The sequence below is a fragment of the Novosphingobium sp. SG707 genome (assembly GCF_012275515.1).
GTDB lineage: Bacteria > Pseudomonadota > Alphaproteobacteria > Sphingomonadales > Sphingomonadaceae > Novosphingobium.
The window spans coordinates 274,505-289,838 of sequence record NZ_JAAZQL010000001.1; the positions used below are offsets into that span (position 1 = coordinate 274,505).

12 protein-coding genes are annotated in these 15,334 nt (G+C 65.3%); 7 read left to right on the top strand and 5 right to left on the bottom strand.

Annotated features, from left to right (window positions below):
* Positions 1-43: 43 nt before the first annotated feature.
* From FHW92_RS01155 to FHW92_RS01165, 3 genes are all read left to right on the top strand, one after another.
* Entirely contained in the window at positions 44-802 is a 759-nt protein-coding gene (locus FHW92_RS01155; RefSeq protein WP_168601391.1) for a GntR family transcriptional regulator, read from the top strand.
* 187 nt (positions 803-989) lie between these two features.
* Positions 990-3,179, top strand: coding sequence for a TonB-dependent hemoglobin/transferrin/lactoferrin family receptor (locus FHW92_RS01160; protein ID WP_168601392.1), 2,190 nt, complete (start codon positions 990-992; stop codon positions 3,177-3,179).
* Between the two features lie 24 nt (positions 3,180-3,203).
* On the top strand, positions 3,204-4,190 hold the full coding sequence (locus FHW92_RS01165) for a DUF6607 family protein (protein ID WP_168601393.1): 987 nt from the start codon (positions 3,204-3,206) through the stop codon (positions 4,188-4,190).
* 42 nt (positions 4,191-4,232) lie between these two features.
* On the opposite strand, the gene FHW92_RS01170 is transcribed toward FHW92_RS01165, so the two are convergent.
* The 4 genes from FHW92_RS01170 to FHW92_RS01185 all read right to left on the bottom strand — a co-directional run bounded on the left by FHW92_RS01170 (position 4,233) and on the right by FHW92_RS01185 (position 11,198).
* Positions 4,233-5,639, bottom strand: a complete 1,407-nt coding sequence (locus FHW92_RS01170; RefSeq protein ID WP_168601394.1) for an efflux transporter outer membrane subunit — start codon at positions 5,637-5,639, stop codon at positions 4,233-4,235.
* An 11-nt stretch (positions 5,640-5,650) separates the two neighbouring features.
* Complete coding sequence (locus FHW92_RS01175) at positions 5,651-8,830, bottom strand: multidrug efflux RND transporter permease subunit (protein ID WP_168601395.1); 3,180 nt, start codon at positions 8,828-8,830, stop codon at positions 5,651-5,653.
* Between the two features lie 19 nt (positions 8,831-8,849).
* Positions 8,850-10,133: an efflux RND transporter periplasmic adaptor subunit gene (locus FHW92_RS01180; protein ID WP_168601396.1), complete on the bottom strand. Its 1,284-nt coding sequence runs from the start codon at positions 10,131-10,133 to the stop codon at positions 8,850-8,852.
* 438 nt (positions 10,134-10,571) lie between these two features.
* Positions 10,572-11,198 carry a TetR/AcrR family transcriptional regulator gene (locus FHW92_RS01185; protein ID WP_168601397.1) on the bottom strand — a complete coding sequence of 209 codons (627 nt, stop codon included), beginning with the start codon at positions 11,196-11,198 and terminating at the stop codon, positions 10,572-10,574.
* Positions 11,199-11,358: 160 nt separating this feature from the next.
* On the opposite strand from FHW92_RS01185, the gene rutB reads away from it, so the two are divergent.
* The 4 genes from rutB to rutA are packed head-to-tail and all read left to right on the top strand — an operon-like array spanning position 11,359 to position 14,363.
* The gene (gene rutB, locus FHW92_RS01190) at positions 11,359-12,099 is read left to right on the top strand and encodes a pyrimidine utilization protein B (RefSeq protein WP_168601398.1); all 741 of its coding nucleotides are present in this window, start codon (positions 11,359-11,361) and stop codon (positions 12,097-12,099) included.
* On the top strand, positions 12,099-12,482 hold the full coding sequence (locus FHW92_RS01195) for a Rid family hydrolase (RefSeq protein ID WP_168602074.1): 384 nt from the start codon (positions 12,099-12,101) through the stop codon (positions 12,480-12,482). Before rutB ends, FHW92_RS01195 begins: the two co-directional genes overlap by 1 nt.
* Complete coding sequence (rutD, locus tag FHW92_RS01200) at positions 12,482-13,288, top strand: pyrimidine utilization protein D (RefSeq protein WP_168601399.1); 807 nt, start codon at positions 12,482-12,484, stop codon at positions 13,286-13,288. Before FHW92_RS01195 ends, rutD begins: the two co-directional genes overlap by 1 nt.
* 4 nt (positions 13,289-13,292) lie before the next feature.
* Positions 13,293-14,363 (top strand): pyrimidine utilization protein A, encoded by a 1,071-nt coding sequence (gene rutA, locus FHW92_RS01205; RefSeq protein WP_168601400.1) that lies wholly within the window; start codon positions 13,293-13,295, stop codon positions 14,361-14,363.
* On the opposite strand, the gene FHW92_RS01210 is transcribed toward rutA, so the two are convergent.
* Positions 14,354-15,310 carry a FecR domain-containing protein gene (locus tag FHW92_RS01210; RefSeq protein WP_168601401.1) on the bottom strand — a complete coding sequence of 319 codons (957 nt, stop codon included), beginning with the start codon at positions 15,308-15,310 and terminating at the stop codon, positions 14,354-14,356. The genes rutA and FHW92_RS01210 overlap by 10 nt on opposite strands.
* Positions 15,311-15,334 lie beyond the last annotated feature (24 nt).

Here is a 15,334-nt window from a genome sequence, read left to right on the forward strand (position 1 = left end):
ATAGCAGACCGCGCAGGCCCGAACATCCGGGCAAGGGAGTATTATGGCCTTTATCGATCAGGTCGGTGTTCTGGATGAAGATGAGTCCGGGCCGCGCTATCTGCGGCTGCAAAAGCTGCTCCGCAATGCCATCGACAGCCGCCGCCTGCCGGTGGGCAGCGCTTTGCCCAGCGAGCGCGAATTGGGCGAGGTCTATGCTCTTTCCCGCGTGACGATCCGCAAGGCGATCGACAAGCTGGTGGATGAAGGTCTGCTGGAGCGGCGCAAGGGCGCGGGGACCTTTGTCGGCGGCGCGGCCCCGGCGCAATCGGGCCGCGTGGAAAAGAGCATTTCCAAACTCTCCTCCTTTTCCGAAGACATGCTCTCGCGCGGGCGCAAACCGTCGAGCCGCTGGCTGGACCGCAGCGAAGGGGCGGTGACGCCCGATGAGGCGCTCTCGCTGGGCCTCTCGCCCGGATCGCCGGTCTATCGGTTTCAGCGCATCCGCTATGCCGATGGCGAGACGATGGCGCTTGAACATGTCGCGGTTCCCGCATGGGGCCTGCCCTCGGCCGAGGCGGTGGAGGAATCGCTCTATGACGCGCTCGATCTGCGGGGCTTGCGCCCGGTGCGGGTGTTGCAGAGGGTGCGCGCCATCGGCTTTTCCGCCGAACATGCGGCGTTGCTGGGGGTGGAGGAGGGCGACCCTTGCCTGTTCATCGACCGCCGCGCCTTTTTGCCCGATGGGCGGGTGATCGAGGTGGCGCAATGCTATTATCGCGGCGATGCCTATGATCTGGTTGCGGAATTGAGCCAGAACTGAGCTTCGGGCGTTTTGTCCATAAATTGAGAATAATTCGCAAAAACTTGCGGCGGGCTGCTCTCGCCGCTTGACCTTATGCGTCCGCGCTCCTTAAAAGCTACTGCGAATCAATCGCATTTAAAGGGGCCGTGTCATTTCCTTCCTTCCCTCCCGCTTTTGCCTGTCCGGGCGCCACCCCGCCCGCGCCATGCTGCTGGCTTCGGCCTGCCTTGCCGCACCGGCCCCCGCCATGGCGCAGGACGGCGACCCGCTGGTCACGCTCAATCCGATGAATGCCATCACCGTCACCGCCACCCGCCGCCCCACCACCATCGGCGAAGTTCCCGCCACTGTCTCGGTCATCAGCGCGCGGCAGATTGCCGACCAGATGGCCGCCGACATCAAGGACCTGATCCGTTTCGAACCGGGCGTTTCGGTGCATCGCGCCCCGGCCCGCTTTGGTGCGGCCAGCGGCACCACCGGGCGCGACGGCAATGCCGGTTTCAACATCCGCGGGCTTGAGGGCAACCGTGTGCTGATGCAGGTGGACGGCGTGCGCGTGCCCGATGGGTTCGAATTCGGCGCGCACGCCGCCGGGCGCGGCGATTATGTCGATCTGGGCCTGGTCAAATCGGTCGAGATCCTGCGCGGTCCGGCCTCGGCGCTTTACGGCAGCGATGGCCTGGCGGGCGCCGTCAGCTTCATCACCAGCGATCCGGAGGATTTCCTCAAAGGGGGCCGCAAAATCGCCGGTCTGGCCCGCCTCGCCTATGATTCCGCCGACAACAAGGCCACAGAAACCGGCATTCTGGCGGGGCAATCGGGCGCATGGTCGGCGCTGGTCGCCTATACCCGCCGGGATGGGCATGAGCAGAAGAACAAGGGCAGCAATTACGCCGCCAATTCCACCCGCACCGCCGCCAATCCGCAGGACACCCAATCAAACGCCGTGCTGGCCAAGCTGGTCTTTGCGCCCTCGGCGGGCCACCGCCTGCGCTTGACGCTCGATCATCTCGACAATCACACGTTCACTAACGGCCTTTCGGGCATTGCGCCCACGGCCTCGTCTTCGACCAGCGTGATCGGCCTGATCGGGCGCGACACGGTGCGGCGCGACCGGGTCAGCCTTGATTGGCGCTGGCAGGGGGCGGGCGCGATCGAGATGGCGCAGATCACTGGCTGGTATCAGAAATCGGACAACCGCGAATATTCGGCCGAGGATCGCTATACCGCCGCCGACCGCACGCGCCTGAATACTTTTGCCAATCGCGTGCTGGGCCTCTCGGCGGAATTGCATTCCAGCCTGAACACCGGGCCGCTTTCGCACGCGCTGGTCTATGGCGCGGATGCCAGTTTCACCCGGCAGGAAGGGGTGCGCGACGGCACTGTACCTCCCACCAACGAGACCTTCCCCACCCGCGCCTTTCCGCCCACCGATTTCACGCTGGCGGGCTTCTATCTGGGCGATGAGATCGCCGTGGGCGGCAAGGTGCTGACGCTTTATCCGGTGCTGCGTTTCGACCATTACCGGCTCAGCCCCAAGAGCGACGGGTTACCCTCGAATTTCACCGGGCAGGGGCAGAGCGGATCGCGCGTTTCGCCCAAGATCGGCGCGCGGGTAAAGCTGGGTCTGGTCAGCCTTTTCGGCAATTACGCGCAAGGCTTTAAGGCTCCCGCCCCCACGCAGGTCAACCAGTTCTTCGAGAATCTTGCCTTTGGCTATACCTCGGTGCCCAACCCCAATCTGAAGCCGGAAACCAGCGAGACTTTCGAGGGCGGCATCCGCATCGCCCAAGGCGGCATCAGCGCCGGGATCACCGGCTTTACCGGCCGATACCGCGATTTCATCAGCCAGCAGGTGGTGAGCGGGGCCTTCACCCCGACCAACCCGGCGGTCTATCAATTCATCAACCTCAACCGCGTGCGTATCTCGGGCGCCGAGGGGCAGGTCATGCTGCGCGCCAAAAGCGGGCTCTCCGGGCGCATGGCCGTTTCCTATGCCAAGGGCACCGTCACCGGCACCGATGGCGCAAGGACTCCGCTATCCACCATCGACCCGCTCAAGCTCATCATGGGGCTGGGCTATGATGCGCCGGGGGGCCGCTTTGGCGGGCAGATCATCATGACCCATTCGGCGCAAAAGGAGATGTCGGCCACCAATGCCGCCGATTGCGGCAACAGCCTGTGCTATCGCCCCGGTGCTTTCACCATCCTCGACGCCACCGCCTATGTCCGCCTCGGACAGGCGCTGATGCTGCGCGCGGGCGTGTTCAACCTGACCAACGCCAAATACGCATGGTGGAGCGATGTGCGCGGCCTCTCGGCCAGCTCGACCGTTACCGATGCCTATACCCAGCCGGGGCGCAATGCCTCCGTTTCGCTGACCGCGCGTTTCTGATCTCCACGCTTAAGGACAATTCCCATGAAGAAAGCCCTTCTTGCTTCCCTCCTGCTGGGTCTGGCCATGACCCCGGCAGCGCCCGCCATGGCCGACGGCCCCGTCGCCCCGCGTTCAGCACAGGCCGATGCCCAGGCCTTTGCCGCTGATCGTGCCGCGATTTTGGCCATGGCGGGCGATTACAAAGTGACCTTCGACCTGCGCGAGACGACAAGCTGGCGCGCTGATTACACGCCGATCCCGTCCAAACTGTCGGGTGGGCATGAGGTGGTGCGCGTGATCGAGGACACCGGCCCCCATATCGCCCTGCAACACCTGCTGGTGGTCAAGGATGAGGGTGGCAAGACGATGGTCATCAAGCATTGGCGGCAGGACTGGAATTACCAGCCGGAAAATGTCCTGACCTATGCGGGCAAGGGGGAATGGAAGCTGGAAGCCATCCCGGCCGCGATGCGCGCGGGCCGATGGTCGCAGACCGTGTGGCAGACCGACGATTCCCCGCGCTATGGCGGATGGGGGCAATGGAGCGAAGAGGGCGGGGTGCGCCGCTGGCGTTCAAGCTGGACGCTGCGCCCGCTGGCCCGGCGTGATGCGGTGCGCCATCCGGCCTATGACCGTTATCTGGCCATCAACCGCCATTCGCCCACGCCCACCGGCTGGATCCACTGGCAGGACAATATGAAGGAAGGCCCCGACCCGGCAGGCTCGGGCAAGATCGTGCCCTTTGTGCAGGAATCGGGCCTCAACACCTATGTCCGCGATGGGAAATTCGATGTGGCGGCGGCGGAAAGCTATTGGGCCGCGACCAAGGATTACTGGGCCGCGGTGCGCGGGGTGTGGGATGAGACCATCGCCCGCCACCAGGGCGTGAAAGTGGCCGAAGTGGCCGAGACCGGATCGGCGGGCGCCGAAAGGCTGATGGGGCTGGCGGACGAGGTGAGGGCCGGAAAAATCAGCACCGACAAGGCGATCGCCGCCGCCCGCGCGGTGATTGCCGAGGTCGCCGGTTGAGGCGAAAGGGCGGGGGAGAGGCGATACCCCCGCCCGTTTTGCTCAGGTCGTCTGCCAGCCCCCGGCCAGAGCGCGGAACACATCCACCTCGGCAAAGGCGCTGGCGCGGCGGGCCGCCACCAGATCGGCCTCGGCCCCGGCCAATGTGCGCTGCGCATCCAGCACGGTCAGGAAATCGACCTGACCTTCGCGCTGGCGGGCGAGGCTGATGCGCGACGCGCGCAGGGCTTCATCCCTTGCGCGCTGCAGTGTATCGGCCCGTTGCCGCGCCGAGGAGAGATTGGACAGCGCCCGCTCGGTTTCCTCCAGCGCCACCAGCACCGCGCCATCGAATTGCGCCAGCGAGGCCTTGGATTCGGCCTTGGCCGCCGCGATTCGCGCCCGTGCCGCCACGATATTGGGGATGCTCCAGCTGACCAGCGGCCCCAGCGACCAGCGCGAGGCCGAGGAACTGGTCACATCCATCCCGCCCAGCGCGCTGGCCCCGGCCGAGGCGCCAAGAGTGATGCGCGGGAAGAGATCGGCCGTGGCCACGCCGATCCGCGCCGTATCGGCGGCAAGCCGCCTTTCGGCCGCGCGCACATCGGGCCGCCGCGCCAAGAGCGCCGCGCCATCGCCCACAGGGATCGGCTGCTTCAGCACCGGCGTGGCGATCACCCCGCGCAGCGCGGCGGGCAGATCGCCCGGATTGCGCCCGGTTAACGTGGCAAGGCGCAGCAAGGCGGCCTGCCGATCGGCCTGCAATTGCGGGATGGTGGCGGCCTGCTGGTCGCGCAGGGCCGTGACGCGGATGAGGTCCAGCCGGTCCGAGCGCCCCACATCGACCCGCGCCCCGGTGATCCGGATCGAGCGGTCGAGCAGATCCACCGTTTCCTGCGCCACCTTTTCACGCTCGGCGCTGGTGGCGGCATCCAGATAGGCGCGCACCGTGTCGGACACCACCGCAAGGCGCACGGCATCCTCATCGGCTTGCGCTGCGGCGGCATCGCCCTTGGCCGCCTCTATCCCCCGACGCAAACGGCCAAAGGCATCCACCTCATAGGACAGCGCAAGGCCCCCATCATAGGCCCAACGCTCGCGCGACTGGCCCGGAATGGTCTGGATCGAGGAAATCCGCTGGCGATTGGCCGAGGCGGTCAGTGTGGTTTCGGGCAGCAGGATCGGCGCGCGTGCGCCGGTCAGGCTGGCGCGGGCCGCCTCCACTCGCGCGGCGGCCACGCGGATGTCGGTGTTGGCGGCCAGAGCATCGCGGACCAGAGCGTCGAGCACCGGATCGCCATACATGGTCCACCACTGATCGGCGGCGGGGGCGGCGGCAAAACCTGCGGCCTGCGCGCCCATAAAGGGCGCCTTGGCCGAGGCATTGGCCACCGGGGCATGATAATTCGGCCCTACGGCGCAACCGGCCAGCAGGCTGGTGGCCAAGAGGAGGGGAATGATGCGTGTCATCGCAAGTTTCCTCATTCGGCCGGTTGCAGCGCGCCGCCATGGCCCCGGCGACGCCGGGCCAGACGCAGCGCCAGTTTCCGGCACAGCACATAGAAGGTGGGGGTGAAGAGCAGGCCAAAGCCGGTGACGCCCGCCATGCCGAAGAACACCGCCGTGCCCAAGGCCTGACGCAGTTCCGCCCCTGCGCCGGTGGCGATTACCAGAGGCACCGCGCCAAGGATGAAGGCAAGACTGGTCATCAGGATCGGGCGCAGGCGGGTTTGCGAGGCATAGACTGCGGCATCGACCGGATCCATCCCACGCTCATCCTCGGCCTGCTTGGCAAATTCCACCACAAGGATGGCGTTCTTCGCCGCCAGAGCTATCAGCACCACGAGGCCGATTTGCGTCAGGATATTATTATCCATCCCCCGCAGATTGACCCCCAGCATGGCCGCAAGCAGGCACATGGGCACGATCAGGATGATCGAGAGCGGCAGCGTCAGGCTTTCATACTGGGCCGCCAGCACGAGGAAGACGAAAAGCACGGCCATGCCAAAGACCATCGCGGCGGTGTTGCCCGCATGGGCCTGTTGATAGGCAATGTCGGTCCATTCGCCGCCATAGCCGGGCGCCAGCGTCGTGTCGGCCAGCTTTTCCATCGTGGCCAGCGACTGGCCGGTGGAGAAGCCGGGCGCGGTGTCGCCGTCGATTTCCACCGCCGGTTGCAGGTTATAGCGCACCACGCGATAGGGGCCGGTCTTGTCCTCGAAATTGGCGACCGCGCCGATCGGCACCATTTCGCCGGTGTTCGAGCGGGTTTTCAGGTTGGCAATATCGGCCACGGTCGAGCGGTGGTCCGGGTCGGCCTGCGCAGTCACGCGATAGGTGCGGCCCAAAAGGTTGAAGTCATTGACGAAGGCCGAGCCGAGATAGACCTCGAGCGCCTCGAAGATCCGTTCCGGCGGCACGCCCAGCAGATCGGCCTTGCGGCGGTCAATATCGGCATAGACGCGCGGCGTGTTGACATCGAACAGGGTATAGACCTGCTTGAGACCAGCCTCCGCATTGGCCTTGGCGATCAGCGCCCAGGCCTGCGCATTGAGCGCATCATAGCCGCGCCCTTCGCGGTCCTGCAGCATGAAGCGATAGCCGCCCGCCGCGCCAAGGCCCTGAATGACCGGGGGCGGCACAAGGATGATGCGCGCCTTGTCATAACCGGCCATGGCTTTGTTGGCCTGATCCATGATGCCCTGATAGGTCGCGCCCAGTGCCTTGCGCTCGGCAAAGCTCTTGAAGGGGAAATAGATCGCGCCCGAATTGGGAGCAGAGGTGCGCGAGGGACCGTGGAAGCCCGCAAACATCACCGCCCCGCGAATGCCCTGAATGGGCAGGATGCGGGCGGCCACATCGCGCACCACGCCGTCCGTGCGCTCCAGCGAGGCGCCCGAGGGCAATTGCACGATGGCCAGGAAATAGCCCTGATCCTGCGCCGGGATAAAGCCCGAGGGCGTGATCAGGAACAGGCCCGCCGTGGCCGCGATCAGGGCGGCATAGGCCCCCATCATCCGCTTGGGCATGCCCAGCAGGCGGCGCGTCAGGCGGGCATAGGCCGCGCTCATCCGGTCGAAACCGGCGTTGAAGCGGTCGGCCCCGGTTTGCAGCATCCGCCGCCAGCGGGGCAGATGGGCATGGGCGGCATCCACATGACCGCGCAGCAAAAGCGCCGCCATGGCAGGCGAAAGCGTCAGGCTGAGCAGCAGCGAGATGACCGTGGCGGTCGAGATGGTGACGGCGAACTGCTTGTAGAACTGGCCCGACAGGCCGGTGATGAAGAGCGTGGGCACGAACACCGCGCACAGCACCAGCACGATGGCGACCAGCGCGGTGGCTACCTCGTCCATCGACGTGCGCGCCGCCTCCAGCGGGCTCATGCCCAGCGCCATGTTGCGTTCGACATTTTCGACCACGACGATGGCGTCATCGACCACAATGCCGATGGCCAGCACCAGCCCGAAAAGCGAGAGGTTGTTGAGCGAATAGCCCACCGCCGAAAGCATCACCGCCGTGCCGATCAGCGAGACAGGGATGGCCAGCACCGGAATGATCGCCGCGCGCCAGCTTTGCAGGAAGATGAGGATCACCAGCACCACCAGCACCACCGCTTCGAACAGCGTGTGATAGACGGCATCAATCGACTGGCTGATGAATTCGGTGGGGTTGTAGATGGTGGAATATTCCAGCCCCTTGGGGAAGGTTTTGGAAATCGTGTCCATCTCGGACTTGATGCGCGCGGCCGCGGCCAGAGCGTTCGAGCCGGGGCGCTGCATCACCGCGATCACCACGGTGGGCTTGTTCGAAAGATAGGTGTTGATGCCGTAATCCTGCGCGCCCAGTTCGACACGCGCCACATCGCGCACGCGGACCTGATGGCCGGCGGCGTCGGTGCGGATGACCACATCGTAGAATTGCTGCGGATCGGTCAGGCGGCCTTGCGTTTCCACGCCAAGCTGAAATGCCTCGCCCTTGGAATAGGGGGGCTGGCCCAGAGCGCCGGAGGAGACCTGCACGTTTTGAGCGCGCAGGGCCGCGACGATCTCGCCCGCCGTCAGATTGAGCGCGGCCGCGCGGGCCGGGTCGATCCAGACGCGCATCGCATAATCGCGCCCGCCAAACAGCTGCACATCGCCCACGCCGTCCAGCCGGGCCAGACGGTCGCGCACCTGCGTCAGCGCATAATTCGAGATATAGTCGCGCGGCAGGCTGCCGTCGGGCGATTGCAGATTGACCACCATCAGGAAGTCCGGGCTGGTCTTGCGCGTGACGACGCCCAGCCGCTGAACCTCTTGGGGCAGCCGCGGCACGGCAATCGCCACGCGGTTCTGCACCAGCACCTGCGCGGCATCGAGATCCGTGCCGATCTTGAAGGTGGCCGTGATCGTCACCTTGCCGTCGCCGGTCGACTGGCTGCTCATATAGAGCATATTGTCGACGCCGTTGATTTCCTGCTCGATGGGCGTGGCGACGGTGGCCGCCACGGTTTCGGCCGAGGCGCCGGGATATTGGGCCGAAACGGTGACCGTGGGCGGCACTACTTCGGGATATTGCGAGACGGGCAGGCCGACAAAGGCCAGCGCGCCCACCACGGTGATAAGCACCGCCAGCACCGCCGCGAAGATCGGGCGGTCTATGAAGAAACGGGAAAAGCGCATGGGGGGATGCCCTTTGGGTTTAACGCGCCAGCGTCGCTTGCGCGGCGGCGGGGGTGTTGATCGCGGTGGGTGCGGCGGCGGGCGCCTGCGCGGAGATGGCGGCGGGGCGGGTGTTTACCTTGGCGCCGGGCATCGCGGCCTGAAGATTGGTGACGACCACGCGGTCATTGGGGGCAAGGCCCGAACGGATCACGCGCAGCCCGCGCACCACCGGACCCAGCGTGACGGGCTTGGCCGCCAGCGTGCCGTCGGGGCCGACCACCAGCACGGTCTTGCGCGCCTGATCGGACTGGATCGCCTCATCGGGAACCAGGAGCGCCTGCACCGTGCCGCCATGGCTCAGCCGCATCGCGCCGAACATGCCGGGGGTCAGGAACAGGCCGGGGTTGGACAGCAAAGCGCGGCCCCGGATCGTGCCTGAATGCGGATCAAGCCCATTGTCGGTGAAGTCCAATTGGCCCTGATGGCGATAGTCGGCCTCGTCCTGAAGCTTGATTTCGACTTTGGTGCTGGTGTTGCCGTTCGCCCGGTCGCGCTGGGCTTTCAGGTAAAGCGCTTCGGAGGAATCGAAGGTGAAATAGATGGGGTCGAGCGCGTTGATGGTAGTCAGCAGCGTGGCATTGGCCCCTTCGCCCGCGGCCACCAGATTGCCGACATCGACGCGGCGGTCGGAAATGCGGCCTGCGATGGGCGCGCGGACCTGGGTGAATTCCATGTCCAGCGCGCGGGCCTGCTGGCGCGCCTCGGCGGCGGCAAGGGCGGCCTGCGCGGCCTGAAGCCGGGCCTTCAGCCCATCGAGTTCGCCCGCCGAAATCGCCTCATCGCCCGACAGACGCGAGGCGCGGGCCAGATCGTTGCGGGCCAGCGCCAGCGTGCTGCGCGCCGAGGCGACATTGGCCGCCGCCTCGGCCAGAGCGGCGCGATAGGGGCGCTGGTCGATGGTGAAAAGGAGCTGACCCTTTTGCACGATATCGCCATCGCGGAAATGGCGCGCGGTGATCTGGCCGCCCACGCGCGGGCGCAGTTCGACGCTCTGGCTGGGGGCGAAGCGGCCGACGTAATCATCCCATTGGGTTACCGGGGCGACCATCGGCGTGGCCACGCCAAGGGTGGGGATGGGCATCACGGCGGCGGTGGCGCTGTCGTGATGCAGCGCTCTCCAGCCAAAGCCGCCCGCCAGCGCCAGCGCCAGCGTGGCCCAGGTGATGCGGCGAAAGAGGGGGGATCGGCCCGTGTCGCGCGCGGCGTCGCGCTGAATGTCGCGCTCATAGGCATTGTCGAGGTGAGAGGTCAGCATGTCCATTGGATCGGCTCCGGGCAGGCAGGAAAAACGCGCAAGGGACGGCTGCGCCGCGCGCCATCAGGGCACGGCAACGGACCTTCCCCGGCGCGCCGGGTAGAAACGGATGGCGGGCGTGATGCCCGCGCAGGGATGGGATAAAACCGGCCCCGTCCGCGACGCGCGGGGGGGGGTGGGGGGATTGCGCCCCGGACGGGAACCGGTCTGGGCAAACGGCGTTGGGGTAAACGCCGCGCCTGAGGTCGGACGCGCTGTTCAGGCGCCCGTTGAAAGAGACGAACCGGGCAGGGACGGACGGTCCTGCACTTGGTGGACGGGGGGGTAGTCGGCCCGTGCTCTTTCAATACCAAACGGTATAAAATAGGACGGCGCGGCCGTCAACCGTATTTTTATACCGACCGGTATTTTTTATTTATATTGTTGAAAAGAAGGAAATTTATCTTAACGCCCCGGCCAGATTGCCAGAGTCGTCGTCACCAGCCGTTCCAGCTCGGCCGGGGTGGCGCCCGAGCGGGCCTGCACCGTCATGCCCTGAAGGATCGCGGTCAGATAGTGGGCCATGGCGGCCGGATCGACGCCCTCGGGGAAATCGCCCTCGTCACGGGCGCGTTCGAAACGCTCGATGATCGCGTGGTCGGTAGCCAGACGCAGCGAGGTAATCTCGTCGCGAATCGAGTCGGCGTAATTGGTGCAGGCCACCGCGCTCACCACGCTCAGGCATCCGCGCGGATCATTGCCGGTCTGCATCGCCAGCGCGCCGCGCAGGAAAGCCTCGGCCACGCCCTTGGCCGTGGGTGCGGTCAGCCCGGCGCGCACATAGGCCAGCTTTTCCTTTTCATACAGGTCAAGCGCCTTGCGAAACAGGGCTTCCTTATTGCCGAAACAGGCGTAAAGGCTGGGCTTGGTGATGCCCATCGCCTCGGTCAATTCCGTCATCGAGGCGCCTTCATAGCCCCGCGCCCAAAACACCTTGAGCGCGGCGGTCAGCGCGGCATCGGGACAGAACTGTCGCGGGCGGCCCCGATGGGTGGAATGGGGCGCCACGATGGTGTCAGGATCGAATTTCATACCAGGCAGTATATAAGAGTTTTGTGACATGGTCCATAGCACTTGCCGCGATCTGTCGCAGGAATCCTGACAATCGCCCATTTTGCTGCGGTGCAGCATGGGGCTTGCGCCGATGCCATCTTTCTGGGAAACTTCACGAATCGCGTGAGGAGAACCGGTTATGACGGTGATCATCGAACCAACGCCCGGCCCGGCCGCGCCCGGCGGCAAGAGCGCCATTCTGCCCGCGCGGCCCGAGGCGATGCGCCTTGATCCGGCCCGCACGGCGGTGGTCGTCATCGACATGCAGAACGCCTATGCCTCGCCGGGCGGCTATGTCGATCTGGCCGGGTTTGACATTGCCGGGGCGGCGGGCGTCATCGGCCGCATCGCGCAGGTGCTGGACACCGCGCGCGGGGCCGGGGTTCAGGTGGTCTTTCTGCAAAACGGCTGGGATGGCGATTATGTCGAGGCGGGCGGGCCGGGGTCGCCCAACTGGCATAAATCCAATGCGCTCAAGACGATGCGCGCAAGGCCCGAATTGCAGGGCAAGCTGTTGGCGCGCGGGGGCTGGGATTATGAGCTGGTCGATGCGTTGGCGCCGCAGCCGGGCGACATTCGCGTTCACAAGACCCGCTACAGCGCCTTTTTCAACTCGCAGCTCGATAGCGTGCTGCGTTCGCGCGGGATCAAAACCATCGTCTTTGTCGGCATCGCCAGCAATGTCTGCGTCGAGTCGACTCTGCGCGATGCGTTCCATCTGGAATATTTCAGCGTGATGCTGGAGGATGCCACCCATCATCTGGGCCCCGATTTCGTCCATCAGGCCACGATCTACAATGTCGAGAAATTCTTCGGCTGGGTCAGCACGGTGGGCGATTTCTGCGGCAGCTTGGGGCAATTGCCCAAGGGAGGGGAATGATGCCTTTCGAACCGATCAACCCGCCGCAATTTCCCGCCCCCATCGCGCCCTATTCCGCAGGCGCGAAGGCGGGCAACACGGTCTATGTCTCGGGCGTGCTGGCGCTGGGCGAGGGGGGCATGGTGCTGCATGTTGGCGATGCGGCGGCGCAGACGCGCCATATTCTGGACGTGATCGCCATCACGCTGGAGGCGGCGGGCGCGACCTTGGCGGATGTGGCGATGAACCATATCTTTCTGAAAAACCTTGATGATTATGCCGCCTTCAATCAGGTTTACGTCCAATATTTCCCCGGTGACAAGCCTGCTCGCTATTGCATCCGCGCCGATCTGGTCAAGCCGGATTGTCTGGTCGAAATTGCCAGCGTGGCGCATATCGGCTGATGCCGGGCGGGGCGGACCTCTATTATGAAGAACACGGGCGCGCCGACGCGCCGCCTCTGATCCTGTCGAGCGGGCTGGGCGGATCGGCGGCCTATTGGCGGCCGAATCTGGCCACGCTCTCCCGCCATTTCCGCGTGATTGCCTATGACCATCGCGGCACGGGGCGCAGCGACAGGGCCTTGCCCGAGCGCGTGACCTTGGCCGACCTTGGCGCGGATATGCTGGCGCTGATGGACCGGCTGGGGATCACGCGGGCCGCGATCATGGGCCATGCGATAGGCGGGATGGCCGCGCTGGAGGCCGCCCGCGCCGCGCCGGACAGGGTGGATCGCATCGTCATCATCAACGGCTGGGCGCGGCTCGATCCGCAGACGGCGCGCTGTTTCGATGTGCGTCTCACACTTTTGCGTAAGGCCGGCGCGCGGGCCTATCTGGAGGCGCAGCCTTTGTTCCTCTTCCCGCCCGACTGGCTGAGCGAGCATGACGCGGCCTTGCGCGAGGAGAGCGAGCATCATCTGGCCCATTGGCCAGGCAATGCGACGATGGAAAAGCGCATCGCGGCGGCGCGCGCTTTTGACGCCGCGCCATGGCTGGCCGGGATCGCGGCGCCGGTCTTTGCGATCAGCGCGGCCGATGATCTGCTGGTGCCATGGCGCAATTCACAGGTTCTGGCGCAGGTGCTGCCCCACGCCGTCCACCGTCATTTCGACTGGGGCGGCCATGCGCTCAATGTCACTGCATCCGATCGGTTCAACCGCGACATCCTCGACTGGCTGACCAGCGGGGCCACGCCATTTAGGAGCTAGCCCCATGCAAGTCGGTGTCTTTGTTCCCATCAACAACAACGGCTGGCTGATCAGCGAGAACGCGCCGCAATACCACCCCAGCTTTGACCTCAACAAACAGATCGCGCAAAGCGCCGAGAAATACGGGCTGGATTTCCTGCTCTCGATGATCAAGCTGCGCGGGTTCGGCGGCAAGACGCAGTTCTGGGAATATGGGCTGGAGAGCTTCACGCTGATGGCCGGGCTGGCGGCGGTCACGGAAAAGATCAAGATCTACGCCACCTGCCCCACGCTGATCATCCCGCCCGCCTTTGCCGCGCGCATGTGCAGCACCATCGACAGCATCAGCCATGGGCGCTTTGGCCTCAACCTGATCACCGGCTGGCAGCCGCCCGAATATACCCAGATGGGCGTGTGGCCGGGCGATGAGCATTTCCGCAACCGCTATCAGATGCTGGATGAATATGCCCATATCCTGCGCGAATTGTGGGCGACCGGCGTGTCCGATTTCAAGGGCGACTATTACCGGATGGAGGATTGCCGCGTTCGGCCTCAGCCCGAAGGCGATATGAAGATCATCTGCGCCGGGTCATCGGATGCTGGCCTCGCCTTTTCGGCCAAATGGGCCGATTACGCTTTCTGCCTTGGCAAGGGCGTCAACACGCCCACGGCCTTTTCCTTCAACAATGACCGTCTGGCCAAGGCGCTGGAGGCAACCGGCCGCGATGTTCAGGTCTTTGTGCTGGTGATGATCATCGCCGCCGAGACGGATGAAGAAGCGATGGCCAAGTGGAAGAGTTATAATGACGGCGTTGATCTGGACGCCATCGCCTGGCTGGCCGAACAGGGGGCCAAGGACAAGGTCAACACCGACACCAATGTCCGCCAACTGGCCGCCCCCGAAGGCGCGGTCAATATCAATATGGGTACGCTGGTCGGTTCCTATGCCAGCGTAGCGGGGATGCTGGATGAAATGGCGCTGGTGCCCAATACGGGTGGGGTGCTGCTGACGTTCGATGATTTCGTCGAAGGGGTGGAGGCTTTTGGCACCCGTATCCAGCCGCTGATGAAAAGCCGGGGGCAGGTTCAGGTCTGATCCTCGCCGCGCGATTTGCGGATCAGCATGACCGAGCCGTCGCTGCCGGTGATCGCGTCAATGCCCAGCGATTCGCGGATCGTGGCGATGAAATCATCCGAATTGCGGGCCGAAAACATGCCGCCCACGCGGATATTGGCGATGCGCGGGTCGCTGATCACCATGGGCGCGCGGCGATAGCGGTTGAACTCCTCGACCGCCTGGGCCAGCGTTTCGCCCTGCAGATAGATTTCGCCCTGCTGCCATGCGGTTTTCTGCGCCAGCTCGCCCTTGGGCAGGGGCACCACCGAAATCGCCGCCGCGCGCATCATCGCGCTCGATCCCGATGACACTTCGGTCAAGGTCCGGCCATGGTCCAGCACCGCCACCTTGCCGTCCAGCACCGTCAGCTCGGTCAGATCGGGGCGGACGCGCAGGTTCATATCGGTGCCCGTGGTTTCGACATCGCCATCGCGCGCGGAAATCAGGAAAGGGCGCGAGGCATCGCGGGCGATCCTGAAATGGGCCTCGCCCCGCACGAAGTGGACCTGACGGATCTCGCGTTCAAAGGCCACGTCGATGGCGCTGTCGGTGTTGAGGCGCACTTTGCTGCCATCGGGCAACTGGATCAACCGGGTCTCGCCCACGGCGGTGCTGTATCGCGCAGGCCCGGCATAGCGCCAGATCGCCCCGCCCGCCGCCGCCACCAGCCCGACACCCGCAGCCATGGCGGCAAAGCGGCGGCGGCCCGGATTGGCGGGCGCCTCATCCCCGTCGGCGGCCATATCATCGTTGGCCCCGACGCCATGGACTACGGCGTCATTGTCGGCGCGCGTGGGCGCGCGCAGGGTGCCGGCCATCTCCCAGCTTGCCTCGGCCTTGGCAAAGGCCACGCCATGCGCCGGGTCCTGTTCGACCCAGCGATAGGCTTCGTTCCAGGCCTGCGGCGTATCGCTCTCGCGCGCCATGTGAAAAAGACGCGCCGCTTCCTG

What these genes read in the sequence shown, in the direction of transcription:
- FHW92_RS01155 (WP_168601391.1), top strand. Translation starts at nt 44, where the DNA reads ATGGCCTTTATCGATCAGGTCGGTGTTCTGGATGAAGATGAGTCCGGG.
- FHW92_RS01160 (WP_168601392.1), top strand. Translation starts at nt 990, where the DNA reads ATGCTGCTGGCTTCGGCCTGCCTTGCCGCACCGGCCCCCGCCATGGCG.
- FHW92_RS01165 (WP_168601393.1), top strand. Translation starts at nt 3,204, where the DNA reads ATGAAGAAAGCCCTTCTTGCTTCCCTCCTGCTGGGTCTGGCCATGACC.
- FHW92_RS01170 (WP_168601394.1), bottom strand. Translation starts at nt 5,639, where the DNA reads ATGACACGCATCATTCCCCTCCTCTTGGCCACCAGCCTGCTGGCCGGT.
- FHW92_RS01175 (WP_168601395.1), bottom strand. Translation starts at nt 8,830, where the DNA reads ATGCGCTTTTCCCGTTTCTTCATAGACCGCCCGATCTTCGCGGCGGTG.
- FHW92_RS01180 (WP_168601396.1), bottom strand. Translation starts at nt 10,133, where the DNA reads ATGGACATGCTGACCTCTCACCTCGACAATGCCTATGAGCGCGACATT.
- FHW92_RS01185 (WP_168601397.1), bottom strand. Translation starts at nt 11,198, where the DNA reads ATGAAATTCGATCCTGACACCATCGTGGCGCCCCATTCCACCCATCGG.
- rutB (WP_168601398.1), top strand. Translation starts at nt 11,359, where the DNA reads ATGACGGTGATCATCGAACCAACGCCCGGCCCGGCCGCGCCCGGCGGC.
- FHW92_RS01195 (WP_168602074.1), top strand. Translation starts at nt 12,099, where the DNA reads ATGCCTTTCGAACCGATCAACCCGCCGCAATTTCCCGCCCCCATCGCG.
- rutD (WP_168601399.1), top strand. Translation starts at nt 12,482, where the DNA reads ATGCCGGGCGGGGCGGACCTCTATTATGAAGAACACGGGCGCGCCGAC.
- rutA (WP_168601400.1), top strand. Translation starts at nt 13,293, where the DNA reads ATGCAAGTCGGTGTCTTTGTTCCCATCAACAACAACGGCTGGCTGATC.
- FHW92_RS01210 (WP_168601401.1), bottom strand. Translation starts at nt 15,310, where the DNA reads ATGGCGCGCGAGAGCGATACGCCGCAGGCCTGGAACGAAGCCTATCGC.